The following is a 14,877-nucleotide window of genomic DNA, read 5'->3' as shown; positions in this document are numbered from 1 at the left end:
ACTGATTTAGCAATGCTTTAAATTATTAGCTGGCATTGCCAACAGCTAAAGTGCATCCTTGCGAAAATTTTAAACAGAATAATTATGCCCCTCGTTCATTCTGGAAAGATTGATGGGAATACCACACTGCTTTTGTGGAATTTAACAGAAGATGAATCGGCGCTTAGGGATATGCTGGGCCCGATAAATAACCTGAGTGAGCTAGCTTCCATTACTCACCCGCAAAAGATCAGAGAGTGGCTGGCCAGCAGATTATTAATCAGGAAGTTGGTTGAAGAGTTTGGTATCGTATACGAAGGACTCCATAAAGACGAGCATGGTAAAGCATTCCTTATAAACAATGGATCTCACATCTCTCTGACCCACACAAATGACTATGTCGCCGCAGTACTAAATCTTGACTCCTCTGTAGGCATTGATATGGAGCGGAAAAGTGAAAAACTGATCCGAACCGCCAGAAAATTCCTGTCGGACGCTGAATTTGAACATGCGGATCATGACATTACAAAATTGTGTATATACTGGTGCGCCAAAGAAGCACTATACAAATTGTATGGCAAGAAGAAAATAAGTTTCAGAGAAGATATACGGATAGACCTTTTTGAAAACCATGAACTTCTGATAAAAGGGACGCTTAAAGATCATGATAAAGTGATCCGCTGCGTAATACAATTGCTCTGGATAGGCGATCATTGCCTTGCCATCGCATTGTAGGATTTCTTAGTCCTCATTATAGTCGTCGAGGGTTGCCTTCAGAATTTTTTCAACTTCTTTGCTCTTTTCCTGATCACTCGTTTTTTCATACGAAAGGATCAGGTTACGAAGAACCCTCTGGATAATTTCCAGATTTGTACAAGGTTGATAGAAAATATCTTTGGACTTGATATTCAATTGCGCTATATAATGATCGATATCTGTCTTTGAAAAGATAATCCCCCGGTTGAATACATTGATATAGAACTGAGTCGCTTCACTTTTATAAGTGAGCACGAAAAGATTAGGCAGATTTACACCGTATACGGGCATACCCAATTTACGTGCAATCAGCAGGTAAATAACACATAATGTGATAGGATTCCCTCTTTTACTTTCCAATACCACATTGATCATCGAATTTGATGGTGAATGAAAGTTTTTGGTATTGGCAGCAAAATTCATAGCGCCGAAGAAAATGCTGTTGATACGCTTGATCTGATCTACAGGGTTCATCTCTTCCTGAAACTGAATCCATATATCATAATAGAGTTGTTCAACGGAAGCTTTAAGTTTATCAAGAGACAAGTCAGGATACAGGTATGTCGCCAGTATCCACATTCCCTCCATTAAATCCAGCCCGCCACCATTTTTCCAGATTAGAAGTCTGTCGATCATGATACTGAGCTGTAGCTCATGAATCAGCTCTTCAATCTTTCTCTGTATAATCGGATCGAAACTTTCCTCCCATTCAGTTTCGAGGAAGGGAATTACATTTCCTCCCAAAGACAATATTTTATCTTCAACATGTTGACTTACTTCATGATCTTCGTCATCAAGCAGGGATATCAGCGCTTTTATTTCTCTCTGGTTCATTTTCCTCAGTTCAGCTTTATTCTATCAACGGTTAAATAAAAACATTTTTTTTTTATGGACGTCAAATTTTCTACTTTTGCCCGCAAAAAAAATGGCTTTTTTACCGTTTATTGTTGATCGGATTAACATGGAAACTGCTTCTGTTGTTTAAAGAAAACTTACTCGGCTAAAAATCACGTTCCACAAAATCTGAAAACAACAACACATTACTATGAAAATTCTTGTTACTGGAGGTGTGGGCTTTATAGGTTCCCACACAGTGGTAGAACTGGATAGAGCGGGTTACCAACCGGTTATTATTGACAATCTCTACAATTCCAACCTGGATGTATTGAGAGGGGTTAAAGAGATTACCGGGAAGGATTTCCCATTTTACAATATTGATTGTAATGATGTTCAAAAAGTAAGAGAGCTGTTTGAAAAGGAGAAGTTCGATGGAGTAATTCATTTTGCTGCTTACAAAGCGGTAGGAGAGTCGGTGGATAAACCTTTGAATTACTATGAGAATAACCTTATTTCTCTGCTGGTACTTCTTCGGATCATGAAGGAATTTGATGTCCGGAACTTTGTATTTTCTTCCTCTTGTACCGTTTACGGCCAGCCTGAACAACTGCCCGTTACAGAACTTACACCTCGTCAGCCCGCTACTTCTCCTTATGGTAACACGAAGGCAATAGCTGAAGACATTATCAGAGATCACGTCTATTCCCGTCCCGGTATTAAGGCTATCAGTTTAAGGTACTTCAATCCGATTGGCGCACATGAATCTTCATTAATAGGTGAGCTTCCGAATGGAGTTCCAAGTAATCTTGTCCCCTTTATTACACAGACAGCTGCCGGGCTACGCCCATCTCTTACTGTCTTCGGTAGCGATTACGATACGAAAGATGGGACTTGTATTCGAGACTTTATTCATGTAGTGGATCTGGCGAAAGCGCATGTGAAAGCGCTGGAACGCCTGAGAGAAGAAGAAGAAGAAAACTATTATGATGTTTTTAATGTCGGAACTGGTGAAGGGTACACGGTTCTTGAATTGATCAATACTTTTGAAGAGGTAAATGGCGTTAAGCTTAACTATACGGTTGGGCCAAGAAGAGAAGGTGATGTTGAAAAGATATACGCCCAGTCAGATAAGGTCAATAATATAATGAAGTGGAAAGCTGAAAAAACAATAGCTGAGGCATTGAGAGATGCATGGAACTGGCAACTAAAAATCACACCAAAAAAATGAAGAAAATTTTAATTACAGGAGGAGCAGGCTTTATAGGATCTCACGTTGTGAGACGTTTCGTAACCAATCATCCTGAATACCATATATATAATCTTGATGCATTGACGTACGCCGGAAATCTTGAAAACCTGCGTGACATCGAAAATGCATCTAACTACACTTTTGTAAAAGGAGATATCGTTGATGCTGCTTTTATAGATAAACTGATCAGTGAAGAGGATTTTCATGGTATTGTTCACCTTGCCGCAGAAAGTCATGTCGACAGATCAATCTCAGATCCGATGTCGTTTGTAATGACAAATGTGGTAGGCACGGTTAATTTGTTGAATGCAGCAAAAAAAGCGTGGAAAGATGACTTTACAGGTCGTCGTTTCTATCATGTGTCTACAGATGAAGTGTATGGAGAACTTCATGATCCTGGTACTTTCTTTACCGAAGATACCAAGTATGATCCGCGCTCACCGTATTCTGCTTCGAAGGCTTCTTCGGATCACTTTGTTCGCGCTTATCAGAATACCTATAACCTTCCGGTTGTCATTTCCAATTGCTCTAATAACTACGGCCCCAATCACTTTCCCGAAAAGCTGATTCCGTTGATGATCAATAACATTCTTGCCGGGAAGCCACTTCCTGTATATGGAAAAGGGGAAAATGTAAGAGACTGGTTATTTGTAGAAGACCACGCAATTGCTATTGATGTAATCTTCCATGATGGAAAAAATGGAGAAACCTACAATATCGGTGGTCATAATGAGTGGAAAAACCTGGATCTGGTACTTTTGCTGTGCAGAACAATGGACAAGAAACTGGGTCGTGAAGAAGGTGAAACTGAAAAACTGATTACTTATGTAACAGACAGAGCAGGACATGATCTTCGCTACGCCATTGACGCAACCAAGTTATCAGAAGAATTAGGTTGGAAGCCATCTTTACAATTTGAAGAAGGACTGGATCGCACAGTGGACTGGTACCTGAATAATAAGGAATGGTTAGAAAATGTTACATCAGGTAATTACCAGAAGTACTATACTGACATGTACGCAGCCAGATAACCATTGGCTGATTGTATAAACTTTTAAATACTGCTGAATGCTCAAAAGCTATTCAGCAGTATTCATTTTCCCTAATTTAATATTTACAAAGCTGAAAGCCGATGGCCAACAGCTGAAAGCTATACATATGAAAGGAATTATTCTTGCCGGCGGTTCTGGCACGCGTTTACACCCACTTACTTTGGCAGTTAGCAAGCAACTCATGCCTGTGTATGACAAGCCAATGATTTATTACCCTTTATCCATATTAATGCTTGCCGGCATTAAAGAAATTCTTATCATTTCTACACCTCACGATCTTCCTCACTTCGAAAAGCTACTGGGCGATGGAAGCAGATTAGGATGCTCATTCAGTTATGCAGTGCAGCCAAGTCCGGATGGGCTGGCGCAGGCTTTCATTATCGGTGAGGAATTTATCGGAGACGATAAGGTAGCTCTGATTCTGGGTGATAATATTTTCTACGGCTCGGGTCTGTCACAGCTCTTGCAGTCTAATAGTAATCCTGACGGCGGAGTTATTTTTGCTTATCAGGTACAGGATCCAGAACGCTATGGAGTGGTTGAGTTTGACGAAAATAATGTTGCGATTTCAATCGAGGAGAAGCCGGACAAGCCAAAATCGAACTATGCAGTTCCCGGCCTGTATTTCTATGACAACGATGTGGTAGAAATCGCCAAGACCATTCCTCCGTCACCTCGTGGAGAACTGGAAATTACCGATGTGAACAGAATTTACCTGGAACGCGGAAAACTGAAAGTGGGTGTTTTGAACAGAGGAACAGCATGGCTGGATACAGGAACGATTCAGTCACTGATGCAGGCAGGCCAGTATGTGCAGGTGATTGAAGAGCGCCAGGGATTAAAAATTGGTTGTATAGAGGAAATCGCATACCGAATGGGCTTTATTGGAGTAGAAAAACTCCGTGAGATCGCCAAACCGTTAGTGAAAAGTGGCTACGGTACTTATCTCGAACAGTTGGTTGCGCATCTTTAATAAGTGAAGTGATTGGTAAAATAATCTGTTACAACACATTATTTATATTGAATGAAGTTTCTGGCAGACGAAATTGAGGAGTATTCCGCACAGCATACGGAAATGGAAAGTGATCTGCTTAAAAAGCTGAACCGGGAAACTCACGCAAAGGTGCTTAATCCGCGAATGCTTTCAGGTCATGTACAGGGTAGGTTTTTGTCAATGATTTCAAGAATGATACGTCCCGACCATATCCTTGAAGTCGGGACGTACACAGGTTATTCAGCACTCTGCCTTTGTGAAGGTCTCAAAGATCAGGGTACATTGGTTACTATTGATATCAATGAAGAGCTGGAAACCATGACCCGCACTTTCTTTGATAACTCTCCTTTCTCTCAGAACATTGATTATCGCATTGGTAATGCAGTCGATATCATTCCTACTTTACCCGGGATCTTTGATATAGCCTTTATAGATGCTGACAAAAAGAATTACCTTGCATATTTCCATCTCTGTCTTGAAAAAGTGAGAAAAGGGGGATTCATTATCGCTGATAATGTATTATGGAGTGGCAAAGTAACTCATTCACAGCTTAAAAAATCGGACAAGGATACTCAACTATTAATAGAATTTAACCGGATGGTACAGGAGGACGAGAGAGTCTCAAACCTCTTGCTGCCGATTCGGGATGGATTAATGATTCTTCAAAAATTGTAATCGCCAACTTAGTAGTATCAGCAAAAACGGATATGACCAAAATTCTCATCGCAAAATATAAAATAGTGTTTTCCTTATGGGCAATTGTAATGGCTCTGACTTGCAATGTTGCAAAATCTCAAACGCCGGAAATCCCAACCAGTGTATCATTTGGAGGCATTACTGTAAAATTTGACAGGGCAGCTCAAAACCTGATCCAGGAGGATATCAAGAATTTGATGTCGAACAGGAAATTCTGGGAGGAAAAACTGGAGCGTGCTATTCTGCATTTTCCTATTGTTGAGAGTATTCTCATGGATGAAGAAGTGCCAATTGATTTTAAATACCTGGCAGTGCAGGAAAGTTCTTTCAGACCTGACGTAGTTTCCAGTTCTAATGCTGTGGGTTATTGGCAATTTAAGCCGGAGACTGCGGTCGAACTCAATCTCAGAGTGGATAAAGAGATTGATGAGAGAAAAAATATCAGTTCATCTACTCATGCTGCAGCATGGTACCTTAAGAAAAATAATCAGCAGTTTAATAACTGGGTATCCTCTCTTTATTCCTATTACCTGGGAGCCGGAGGAGTTAAAAAAGTAGTTCCTGCCAACTGGGCTTACGGCAGAGAAGTAACGTTAGATGGGAAAACAGATCGCTACATGTTGCGGTTTTTTGCGCATAAGATTGCACTGGAAGCTGGAATTGAGAGACACAGAAGTACTAATAAAATAGTGTTGCTGGAATCTGAATATGGTAAAGGTCAGTCTTTCGATGAAATTGGAAAATCCCTGGGCATTGCTGCGAAAGAATTAGAATTTTACAATAAGTGGGTCACCTCCGGACGTATCCCAACTGATCGTCAATATCTGATAGCTGTTCCCGTTCCATTGGATCAGGTAGCTTCTGTCCGTGAAAAACTGTCACTACCTGTTCAGGCTATAGCTTCATCATCTAATTACGATGAAACTGGATTCCCGATTCTTAGAAAATCCGATAAGCAATCTAGCAAAAGCGGACACACTTTTTATGAAATTAATGGCCTTCCCGGTATAGAAGCGCTGCCGGGGGATAAACCGAAAACGATCGCAAAAGCGGGAAATCTGAGAATGACCAGGTTTATGCGTAACAACGATATGGTAAAGGATATGCCTCTCATTCCGGGAAATGTTTATTATTTATCAAAGAAAAATAAGAAGGCAGCTACACCTTTTCATACAGCACGCCCCGGAGATACCTGGCATAGTGTTTCTCAACAATATGGTATAAGACTTGTCAGTTTGCTGAACTACAACAGAACCATTAGCAGAAATTATCCTGTACAGACGGGACAAGTTTTGTGGTTGACCAAAAAGCGTCCTAAAAAACAACCTATAGAAATCATTAAACCTGAGACGCCTACATCGAAAGATGTGGTGGTTCCCGTTATTGCGGAGAATACAAATGCTGCCGGAAAGACGAATACACCTGTTAATCAGGATATTCCTGTCAATGCAGCCGGAAGAAAGAAATATACACCGGTATTGGTAGAAAAAAGCGAGAGTAGTATCGCGAAGGAGCAGCAACAATTTGAGCCCGCAGTTACACCAACTGTAACCGTTCCCGTTGTTAAGCCTGCTGTAACAGCTGCAGATCCTAATGATAGGGTAGTTATCATTACACAGGACGAAGATGGCAGTACCTTTAAATCGGGTAATGGAAATTCAGAAAACGGGAAAAAAACAGAACGTGTAGTGAGTACTGATGTCAATTCAGAAACTGCTGCGAACAGTGCTTCTAATTCGGTTTATGCAAGAAAACAAAGGGAAATAGCTGAGAGAAATGCAGCTGAAAAAGCAGCAGCGGAAAAGATTGCGAAATCGGCACCCATAACTCCGGTTTCTTCTGAAGGCAGGGAAGGTATACATATAGTAAAATCCGGTGAAACCTATTTCAGTATTGCAAGGAAGTATGGAATGAACGTTTCAGAGTTAAGCGATATGAATAATGCAGGTGGCAGGAAGGGGCTGATGGTAGGACAAAGACTTCGTATCAAGGACGCATCTGGCGCCGTGGTTGAAACTGAAAGACCAGCTACCATCATAACAACGCCAACCGGGCCAACCAAAACCGAGCGGGAGGCTGAAAGAATCATTGCTGAGAAAACAGATGTTGGAGCTAAGTATCATACAGTTCAATCGGGTGAAACTTATTACAGCATTTCCAGAACCTACGGCATTAGTTTGAATGAGTTGATGGCACTTAACAATATGACATCGCCAAATAGATTGATTTCAGGTCAGCAATTAAAAGTAGGCACTGGTGCCAGGCGCAACGCAGTTCAAAGTAATTCACCACAGGGTTTTAGAACGCATACGGTTTCAAGTGGTGAAACGCTATTTCGTATTTCGGTAAATTATGGTGTTGATATTGATGAGATTAAGAAATTGAACAATATATCAGGAAATAATGTTTCCGTAGGTCAGAAGCTAAAAATTCCACAAAAATAGAAGTCTAAGAATAATGATACTCATCGATAATACCTGCATCAGTGACGATATAGAAGACCAGTTGTTCGTCTGTAATCTGGACAAGTGTAAGGGCGCATGCTGTGTCGAGGGTGATTCCGGTGCACCTCTTGAAGCGGATGAACTCGCTATTATGGATGAGATTTATCCGATCGTAGCTCCATATCTTACGGAAGCAGGGAAGGCAGTTATTGCAAAAGAAGGAACTTACACCACCGATTTCGAAGGCGACTACGTGACTCCTGTAATAGATAATCGTGAGTGTGTTTACGCAGTTTATAACGAAAAGGGTATGCTGAAGTGTGCTATTGAAGATGCATATAACGATGGGAAAATAAATTTCAAAAAACCTATTTCATGTCATTTATACCCCATCAGGATTACCAAATATGATCAATACCATGCGCTGAATTATGACAGGTGGGATATTTGCAGTCCGGCATGCGATTTTGGTAAAGAACTTGGAGTTCCTGTGTATAAGTTTCTTAAGGAACCTTTGATCAGAGCTTATGGTCCTGGCTGGTATACGCAATTAGAAGATGAAATTGATGAGCGAAAAGAAGCAAGACGTGAAGAAAAAAAGTAAGAATGAAGACTTTTTTCAAAACGTTTACGACGTAGTAAGGTTAATACCAAAGGGGCGAGCGACCTCCTATGGAGCTATTGCAGCATACCTGGGAAACAAACGTGGTGCAAGAATTGTAGGGTGGGCTATGGGAAGCAGCTACACGATGGAAGATGTACCCGCTCACAGGGTAGTAAATAAAGACGGTGTACTTACAGCAAAGCTGCTTTTTGAAACACCCGATACGATGCAGCAGCGCCTGGAAAAAGAGGGGGTAGAGGTGAAGAACGATCAGATACAGAATTGGGTTAAATACTTCTGGGATCCGGAAAAAGAACTCACCTGATAATTAAATAGGGGTTCGGATTGTACAATCCGAACCCCTATTTAATTATTGAAGAATAAAGACACGGGCCTGATTTGTTTCTAACTGTACTTCTTTCGTAAGCTTGTGATCCTTATAAACAAGCTCAAACTGATACGTACCATCAGCCATGTCGCTGAAATCAAAAGTACGGCGGTACTGGCTTTCCTTCTTGCCATAGAGTTCGTTATAGTGCGTGCGGCCCAGCTGGTCCTTTAAAATAATCCTCAGGTAAGAATCCTCTTTCTTGTCTACCGAAAGTTTTACTTTATGCGTGTTGTTAATCTGGAAGATTGAAGCGCCGAATCCGACAAGTTTTGCGGCTTCTACCTTGGCCATTGCATCCGCTTTTTTATCTTTAGTAAATGAAGATAATGAGCAAATCAGAGTGGCTACTAAGATGATTTTTGAAATGATAATTTTCATGGCTATTTGTTTTTTCTAGTTAAGACCATATGTCCGGTCGATAGCTATTTAAAAAAGGATATGCCAGAAAATATCGGATGAATGTTTGTTTAGTAAATTGTCTTTTAAGGTGTTGATTGATAGTTTATTGTAATATTTTTATGTGCTCTTTGCAAATTTTACGGTCAATAAAAATCTGTTCGTATCCGAACAAAACTGTCTAATTTTGAACATCTCATAATAGCTTTTTCAACCTATCATAAAATCCAGTGTTCTGAAACGTGAACGTCTTATGTAATGTGTAGTTGCTTATAAAGCTTACGCCCATACAGATGATCTGGCTGAAAAGCTGGTTGATATTGACGGTTTTTACCGAATAGGGAATGGTATGTGTATACACGCCAAAGGCCATTTCAGATACGCTGAATAGAAAATCAGAACCATACACAGTTATTCCAAATGACAGAAAAGTAACTAAGGTGAATTTGATCATCTCTCTTCTACTCTTCTCTGCGCTTCTGTTGCTGAAGGCAAACATTTTAGTAAGTATAAAACCTACTATTGAAGCCAGGACGTATCCCAGGATCAATGACTCTCTGAATGACAGATTAAACCATTCCTGTGAAAGCGAACCGACCAATAGTTGAACGATTACTCCTGCAGAAGCAACAAGAAAATAGGCGAGAACATCCCGAATATTGATCAGGTCATTTTTCACAAATTCTGATATGATGATGAGATCGTGTTTGATCTTTTGCCTTTAAGCAGATACAAACCTATAAAAGTGATCAAGCCATTAATAATTAGGCGTTCGAATCCGAACTGATAGCCATTAAACCATTCCACAGAGTTCATATTGATGATATAAGTGGCTATTGGAGCTACAATGCAAACAAATGGAACAAACCGATCGTTTACGCTTCGCTTCGTAAATGCCCCGAAAGAGAACAGGCCAAGTAGCGGACCATAAGTATATCCGGCAAGGTCGAATACTGCGGTAATAACTTCTTTGCTATTTAATCTGTTGAAAATGAGTATTACTACATAAAATACAACCGAAAAGCCAACATGTACCCAGAATTTGATAGATGACCGTTGTTCTTCCGGCCGCTTTTCAATGTTCATGAAATCAATGCAAAAGGCTGTGGTTAGAGCCGTCAGTGCTGAATCAGAGCTGGCGTAAGTGGCGGCTGTTATTCCCAGAAGGAAAGTAATTCCTACTACTACACCAAGATGATTTAATGCAAGCATAGGATAAAAGTCGTCAGTCTTTGCTGTTACCGGAATGCCCTGCGCCTCTGCATATACGTAGAGCAACGCGCCTAATGAAAGGAAAAGGAAGTTTACTATCACAAGTACGATTGTAAACCAAAACATGTTCTTTTGAGCTTCACCAATATTCTTACATGTAAGGTTTTTTTGCATCAGGTCTTGGTCAAGGCCTGTCATTACGATCGCAATAAACGCACCTGCAAAAAATTGCTTGAAGAAATTTTTAGGATCATTGGTATCCCAATAGAAAATCTGTGAATACTTGCTTTCTTTAACTGTTTTCCAGATAGCCGAAGCGTCGCTAAGATTAAGTTCTTTGGAAACAAGAATGATTGTAAGGATGACAGCTGTAATCAAAAAGAAAGTTTGTAAGGTATCTGTAATGATAATCGTCTTTACTCCACCTTTAAATGTATAGATCCATATCAGGAATATAGTAATAGCAACAGCTACTTCGAATGGAACTCCAAGTGGCTTAAAAAGTGCCAGTTGCAGCACCTGCGCGGCGACATAAAGGCGTACAGCTGAACCTATGGTTCGGGAAAGCAGGAAAAAGCCGGAGCCGGTTTTATAAGACCAGAAGCCGAACCTTTGTTCAAGGTAAGAGTAGATGGAGATAAGATTAAGCCTGTAGTATAGTGGCATTAAAACGGTACCGATGACCAGATAACCTAAAATATAGCCTATAACAACCTGAAAGTAAGAAAACTGTATATTTGCTACAGCGCCGGGAACTGAAATAAACGTTACCCCCGACAGTGATGTCCCGATCATTCCGAATGCTACCAAATACCACGGAGATTGACGGTTTGCGGTAAAAAAAGTATTGGTGTCGGCCCCACGTGAAGTATAAATGGATACGGTGATCAGCATCCCGAAATAGAAAATAAGGATAATAAGGGAAATGTACGGATTCATGGTAAAGTTTGCCGGCGCTAAAGGTTTGCTGTAGAAACGTTAGAGGATCTAAAAAGAATGCAGGGAATCAAAAGAAGTTAAATGTCTTCTGTTAGTGTCCCTTTTTAATTAGATTTGCTAATCAAACAGAAATTTGGTTGTTATGCAAGCGCTTACGGATACCGAGGTTGAAATTCTGGAAAAAACGATTGAAACCGATATAAAAAGATTGGTCATCTTTAATGATGACGTAAATACTTTTGACTGGGTAATTGACACCCTGATGGAAGTATGTAGCCACACCAGCGAACAGGCTGAACAATGTACTTTGATCATCCACTACAAAGGTAAGTGTTCTGTGAAGGAGGGAGAATTTGATGAGTTGCTGGGCATGCGTACGGAGATTTGTCGTCGTGGTATTTCCGCCGAAATCTATTGATTTTTTCTCCCGGACGGTAAGTTGCTGCTCTACTACAGTACTCAACGGAATTTCGCCTTATTTTTACACGTCCCCATGAATTATCCCTCACGCCTTATTGAGGAAGCAGTTGGAGAAATTTCACGCTTACCAGGTATAGGAAAAAAAACAGCACTCAGGCTGGCATTACATTTGCTGAAAAGAGAGGAACAACAAGCACGTTCACTCGCTGAAGCAATCGTGAATATGCGAACAAAAACCACCTATTGTTCCCGTTGTCATAATATTGCTGATCACGAGTTATGCGCTATGTGTAGTAATCCAGGCAGAGATGCTTCTATTATATGTGTTGTTGTCGACACAAGAGACGTGCTTGCTATTGAAGCAACTAGTCAGTATAAGGGACTGTATCATGTATTGGGTGGTATCATTTCACCCCTGGAAGGTATCGGGCCATCTGATCTAAACATTGATTCATTGCTTCGTCGTGTCGAGGAAAAAGATGGTCTCAGTGATGTAAAGGAAATTATACTGGCTCTCAGCCCAACCATGGAAGGAGATACAACTGCATTTTATTTGCAGAAAAAATTAAAATCTACCGGAGTAAAAGTGAGCACTATCGCAAGAGGTGTGCCTATTGGTGGCGATCTGGAATATGCAGATGAAATTACGCTGGGCAGAAGTATCGTTAGCCGAGTGGCTTACGATTGATGAATAAATTAAAAAATGCTGGAACAATGAACAGAACTGATTTTTTGCGCACACTGGCAGGAGGCACTCTTGCAGTAGGAGCGTTGGGCTCACAAACATTTGCTTCTGAATCAGAGCATATCTTGCTGGAAACAGCGCCATTCAAACAAGCCCCTTTACCATACGATTTCGGTGCGTTGGAGCCTAACATCGATAAATTGACGATGGAAATTCATTACGGCAAGCATCATGCTGCGTATGTGAAAAATCTCAATGATGCTGTGAAAGGCACTGCATTTGAAAAAAAATCACTCGAAGAAATTTTAAAAACAATCAGCAAAGCTCCTGTAGCTATACGTAATAACGGTGGGGGGCACTGGAATCACAGTTTTTTCTGGGAAATCATGGCGCCTGGAAAAGGCGGGGAGCCGAAGGGGGCACTGGGAGATGCTGTCAAAGCACAATTTGGTTCATTTGAAAAATTCAAAGAAGATTTTGGAAAGGCTGCAACAACACGTTTTGGTTCTGGCTGGGCATGGCTGGTAGCTAAAGGTGGCAAGCTTTCGATAGGATCAACTCCAAATCAGGATAATCCTTTGATGGATGTATCGGATATCAAAGGAACTCCACTATTAGGGTTGGATGTATGGGAGCATGCTTATTACCTGCACTATCAGAATAAGCGCCCTGATTATATCAAAGCATTCTGGCAGGTTGTAAACTGGGATAAAGTGGCTGAAAACTTCAAAAAGGCCTGAAGAACTTTTTAGGCTTGACCTACATAAAATTAATATACCGGATCCGGGAGAAGTTTTCTTCCGGATCCGGTTGTTTTATTCCTTTGTAACAGGTGTGTTACAATAATTTCCGATGGCTTTGTATGCTTGCTGATAGCCTAACTCTCCCGCCTTACTCATATCGAGGCAACCTTCATTTACTGCTCCAAGGCTGTTTTTAAGAATTCCTCTCAGATAATAAGCCTCTGCATAATCAGAACGAAGTTTTATTGAACTATTAAAATCAAGTACAGCCCCCATCTGATCACCGGTTGAAGAACGCGTCATGGCTCTTGCGAAATAGGCATTGGAATAGGTAGGATTCAGTTCAATGGCCATAGTAAAGTCAGTAATAGCAGATTTTTTATCTCCAATAGCAGATTTGTTGATACCTCTGATATAATATGCTTCAGCACGTTCGCTGGTAAGTAGTTCTATTTTGACACGTTCTTTTACCTCATCTCTTAAACCGTCAAGAATTTCTCTCGTGATTTTTCCTGAGTATACGATCTTTTTCGGATCGCCTACATACAGGTTTTTTAATTCTATTGACTTTGTAAGGTCCATAATTGCACCGCGCTGGTCATTCAGTTTGCCCTTAGAAAATCCTCTGCCGTAATAGGCTTCATAACTATCAGCATTCAATTCGATGGTTTTGTCGAAATCAATGATAGCCCCTTTGAAATCTTCTACCTTATTTTTCGCGAACCCGCGTTTGTTATATAAGCTGGCATCTTCAGGACTGAGCTCAATAGCCTTTGTAAGATCAGCTATCGAACCTTGGTAATCGCCAAGTTCCAGTTTGGCAAGGCCCCGACCTACATAAGCACCCGTTCTTTTGGGACTTAATTCGATCACTCTGGTGAAGTCAGCCAGGCTTCCTGCGTATTCATGTAAATCCTGTTTGCAGCTCCCTCTGGCATATAACGTAGGCAGATCGTCGGGCTGAAGTGCTAATGCATGATCAAGATCACTCAGTGCATTACGATGATTGAGTATTTTGGCATAGCTTACCCCACGATTATAATAGGATTTTGAATCCTCAGGATCAAGTTCTATACCTTTGGAATAGTCCATAATGGCTGCCCTGTGATCTTCCAATATACTTTTACTTACTCCGCGACTTTGATAATAAAGACCAACTTTAGGGTCGAAGTCTATGGCATTATTGTAATCAGCAATAGCTCCCCGATGATCTTTAAGATTTGCTTTTGCTAACCCGCGATTAAAAAAACTGGGAGCATGTTGCGGACTCATATTGATTACTGTAGTGTAGGACTGGACCGCCCCGGGAAAATCTCCTTTGCCAGCTTTTGTATTGCCATCATCAAAAAATTCTGCAGCGGAACGTTGGGCTAGTGTGTGGTGTGACAGACCGGCGGATGCCAGTAAGAGGGTAAATAGAAGTAAAGGTTTCATGAAGGTAAACGTTTCCTTGAATATGGGTTGTGTGAATTTGAATAGT

The 14,877-nt window shown here is 40.8% G+C and carries 16 protein-coding genes; 11 read left to right on the top strand and 5 right to left on the bottom strand.

The annotated features are described in order from the left end of the window. Positions 1-84 precede the first annotated feature (84 nt). A complete protein-coding gene (locus AC1XUE_RS09255) occupies positions 85-714 on the top strand; it encodes a 4'-phosphopantetheinyl transferase family protein (protein WP_483355650.1) in 630 nt (209 codons plus the stop codon). 6 nt (positions 715-720) lie between these two features. Here the strand turns inward: AC1XUE_RS09255 and AC1XUE_RS09250 are convergent, their stop codons facing one another. After that, complete coding sequence (locus tag AC1XUE_RS09250; RefSeq protein ID WP_483355649.1) at positions 721-1,569, bottom strand: transglutaminase-like domain-containing protein; 849 nt, start codon at positions 1,567-1,569, stop codon at positions 721-723. 211 nt (positions 1,570-1,780) lie between these two features. Here AC1XUE_RS09250 and galE point away from each other — a divergent pair, with 211 nt between their 5' ends. The 7 genes from galE (at position 1,781) to AC1XUE_RS09215 (ending at position 8,936) form a co-directional block, all read left to right on the top strand. Beyond that, positions 1,781-2,800, top strand: a complete 1,020-nt coding sequence (gene galE / locus AC1XUE_RS09245; protein ID WP_483355648.1) for a UDP-glucose 4-epimerase GalE — start codon at positions 1,781-1,783, stop codon at positions 2,798-2,800. Further along, entirely contained in the window at positions 2,797-3,852 is a 1,056-nt protein-coding gene (rfbB, locus tag AC1XUE_RS09240; protein WP_483355647.1) for a dTDP-glucose 4,6-dehydratase, read from the top strand. The genes galE and rfbB overlap by 4 nt, the downstream gene beginning before the upstream one ends. 127 nt (positions 3,853-3,979) lie before the next feature. Beyond that, positions 3,980-4,846 carry a glucose-1-phosphate thymidylyltransferase RfbA gene (rfbA, locus tag AC1XUE_RS09235; protein ID WP_483356014.1) on the top strand — a complete coding sequence of 289 codons (867 nt, stop codon included), beginning with the start codon at positions 3,980-3,982 and terminating at the stop codon, positions 4,844-4,846. 51 nt (positions 4,847-4,897) lie between these two features. Further along, entirely contained in the window at positions 4,898-5,542 is a 645-nt protein-coding gene (locus AC1XUE_RS09230) for an O-methyltransferase (protein WP_483355646.1), read from the top strand. A 32-nt stretch (positions 5,543-5,574) separates the two neighbouring features. After that, positions 5,575-8,007: a LysM peptidoglycan-binding domain-containing protein gene (locus AC1XUE_RS09225; protein WP_483355645.1), complete on the top strand. Its 2,433-nt coding sequence runs from the start codon at positions 5,575-5,577 to the stop codon at positions 8,005-8,007. Between the two features lie 13 nt (positions 8,008-8,020). Beyond that, positions 8,021-8,611 (top strand): DUF3109 family protein, encoded by a 591-nt coding sequence (locus AC1XUE_RS09220; protein WP_483355644.1) that lies wholly within the window; start codon positions 8,021-8,023, stop codon positions 8,609-8,611. Continuing rightward, a complete protein-coding gene (locus AC1XUE_RS09215; protein ID WP_483355643.1) occupies positions 8,595-8,936 on the top strand; it encodes an MGMT family protein in 342 nt (113 codons plus the stop codon). Before AC1XUE_RS09220 ends, AC1XUE_RS09215 begins: the two co-directional genes overlap by 17 nt. Positions 8,937-8,981: 45 nt before the next feature. Here the strand turns inward: AC1XUE_RS09215 and AC1XUE_RS09210 are convergent, their stop codons facing one another. The 3 genes from AC1XUE_RS09210 to AC1XUE_RS09200 all read right to left on the bottom strand — a co-directional run bounded on the left by AC1XUE_RS09210 (position 8,982) and on the right by AC1XUE_RS09200 (position 11,549). Next, entirely contained in the window at positions 8,982-9,380 is a 399-nt protein-coding gene (locus tag AC1XUE_RS09210; protein WP_483355642.1) for a hypothetical protein, read from the bottom strand. Positions 9,381-9,594: 214 nt separating this feature from the next. Beyond that, positions 9,595-10,077: a GtrA family protein gene (locus tag AC1XUE_RS09205; protein ID WP_483355641.1), complete on the bottom strand. Its 483-nt coding sequence runs from the start codon at positions 10,075-10,077 to the stop codon at positions 9,595-9,597. Further along, a complete protein-coding gene (locus AC1XUE_RS09200; protein WP_483355640.1) occupies positions 10,074-11,549 on the bottom strand; it encodes a sodium:solute symporter in 1,476 nt (491 codons plus the stop codon). Before AC1XUE_RS09200 ends, AC1XUE_RS09205 begins: the two co-directional genes overlap by 4 nt. Before the next feature lie 142 nt (positions 11,550-11,691). On the opposite strand from AC1XUE_RS09200, the gene AC1XUE_RS09195 reads away from it, so the two are divergent. The 3 genes from AC1XUE_RS09195 (at position 11,692) to AC1XUE_RS09185 (ending at position 13,394) form a co-directional block, all read left to right on the top strand. Further along, complete coding sequence (locus AC1XUE_RS09195) at positions 11,692-11,967, top strand: ATP-dependent Clp protease adaptor ClpS (protein WP_483355639.1); 276 nt, start codon at positions 11,692-11,694, stop codon at positions 11,965-11,967. Positions 11,968-12,042: 75 nt separating this feature from the next. Further along, complete coding sequence (recR, locus tag AC1XUE_RS09190) at positions 12,043-12,657, top strand: recombination mediator RecR (RefSeq protein WP_483355638.1); 615 nt, start codon at positions 12,043-12,045, stop codon at positions 12,655-12,657. Between the two features lie 26 nt (positions 12,658-12,683). Continuing rightward, positions 12,684-13,394, top strand: a complete 711-nt coding sequence (locus AC1XUE_RS09185) for a superoxide dismutase (RefSeq protein WP_483355637.1) — start codon at positions 12,684-12,686, stop codon at positions 13,392-13,394. Positions 13,395-13,469: 75 nt separating this feature from the next. On the opposite strand, the gene AC1XUE_RS09180 is transcribed toward AC1XUE_RS09185, so the two are convergent. Next, positions 13,470-14,831, bottom strand: coding sequence for a tetratricopeptide repeat protein (locus AC1XUE_RS09180; RefSeq protein ID WP_483355636.1), 1,362 nt, complete (start codon positions 14,829-14,831; stop codon positions 13,470-13,472). Positions 14,832-14,877: the final 46 nt, after the last annotated feature.

It is taken from the genome of Dyadobacter sp. HNCC25DJ187 (assembly GCF_056895255.1).
Note: the sequence above shows the minus strand (reverse complement) of the source record. Positions and strands in the feature narration are given on the sequence as shown.

Bases quoted from the DNA above. Each gene is read 5' to 3' on its own strand.
- AC1XUE_RS09180 (WP_483355636.1), bottom strand. From the start codon at position 14,831: ATGAAACCTTTACTTCTATTTACCCTCTTACTGGCATCCGCCGGTCTG.
- AC1XUE_RS09185 (WP_483355637.1), top strand. From the start codon at position 12,684: ATGAACAGAACTGATTTTTTGCGCACACTGGCAGGAGGCACTCTTGCA.
- AC1XUE_RS09250 (WP_483355649.1), bottom strand. From the start codon at position 1,569: ATGAACCAGAGAGAAATAAAAGCGCTGATATCCCTGCTTGATGACGAA.
- AC1XUE_RS09255 (WP_483355650.1), top strand. From the start codon at position 85: ATGCCCCTCGTTCATTCTGGAAAGATTGATGGGAATACCACACTGCTT.
- rfbB (WP_483355647.1), top strand. From the start codon at position 2,797: ATGAAGAAAATTTTAATTACAGGAGGAGCAGGCTTTATAGGATCTCAC.
- rfbA (WP_483356014.1), top strand. From the start codon at position 3,980: ATGAAAGGAATTATTCTTGCCGGCGGTTCTGGCACGCGTTTACACCCA.
- galE (WP_483355648.1), top strand. From the start codon at position 1,781: ATGAAAATTCTTGTTACTGGAGGTGTGGGCTTTATAGGTTCCCACACA.
- AC1XUE_RS09225 (WP_483355645.1), top strand. From the start codon at position 5,575: ATGACCAAAATTCTCATCGCAAAATATAAAATAGTGTTTTCCTTATGG.
- recR (WP_483355638.1), top strand. From the start codon at position 12,043: ATGAATTATCCCTCACGCCTTATTGAGGAAGCAGTTGGAGAAATTTCA.
- AC1XUE_RS09200 (WP_483355640.1), bottom strand. From the start codon at position 11,549: ATGAATCCGTACATTTCCCTTATTATCCTTATTTTCTATTTCGGGATG.
- AC1XUE_RS09230 (WP_483355646.1), top strand. From the start codon at position 4,898: ATGAAGTTTCTGGCAGACGAAATTGAGGAGTATTCCGCACAGCATACG.
- AC1XUE_RS09210 (WP_483355642.1), bottom strand. From the start codon at position 9,380: ATGAAAATTATCATTTCAAAAATCATCTTAGTAGCCACTCTGATTTGC.
- AC1XUE_RS09195 (WP_483355639.1), top strand. From the start codon at position 11,692: ATGCAAGCGCTTACGGATACCGAGGTTGAAATTCTGGAAAAAACGATT.
- AC1XUE_RS09220 (WP_483355644.1), top strand. From the start codon at position 8,021: ATGATACTCATCGATAATACCTGCATCAGTGACGATATAGAAGACCAG.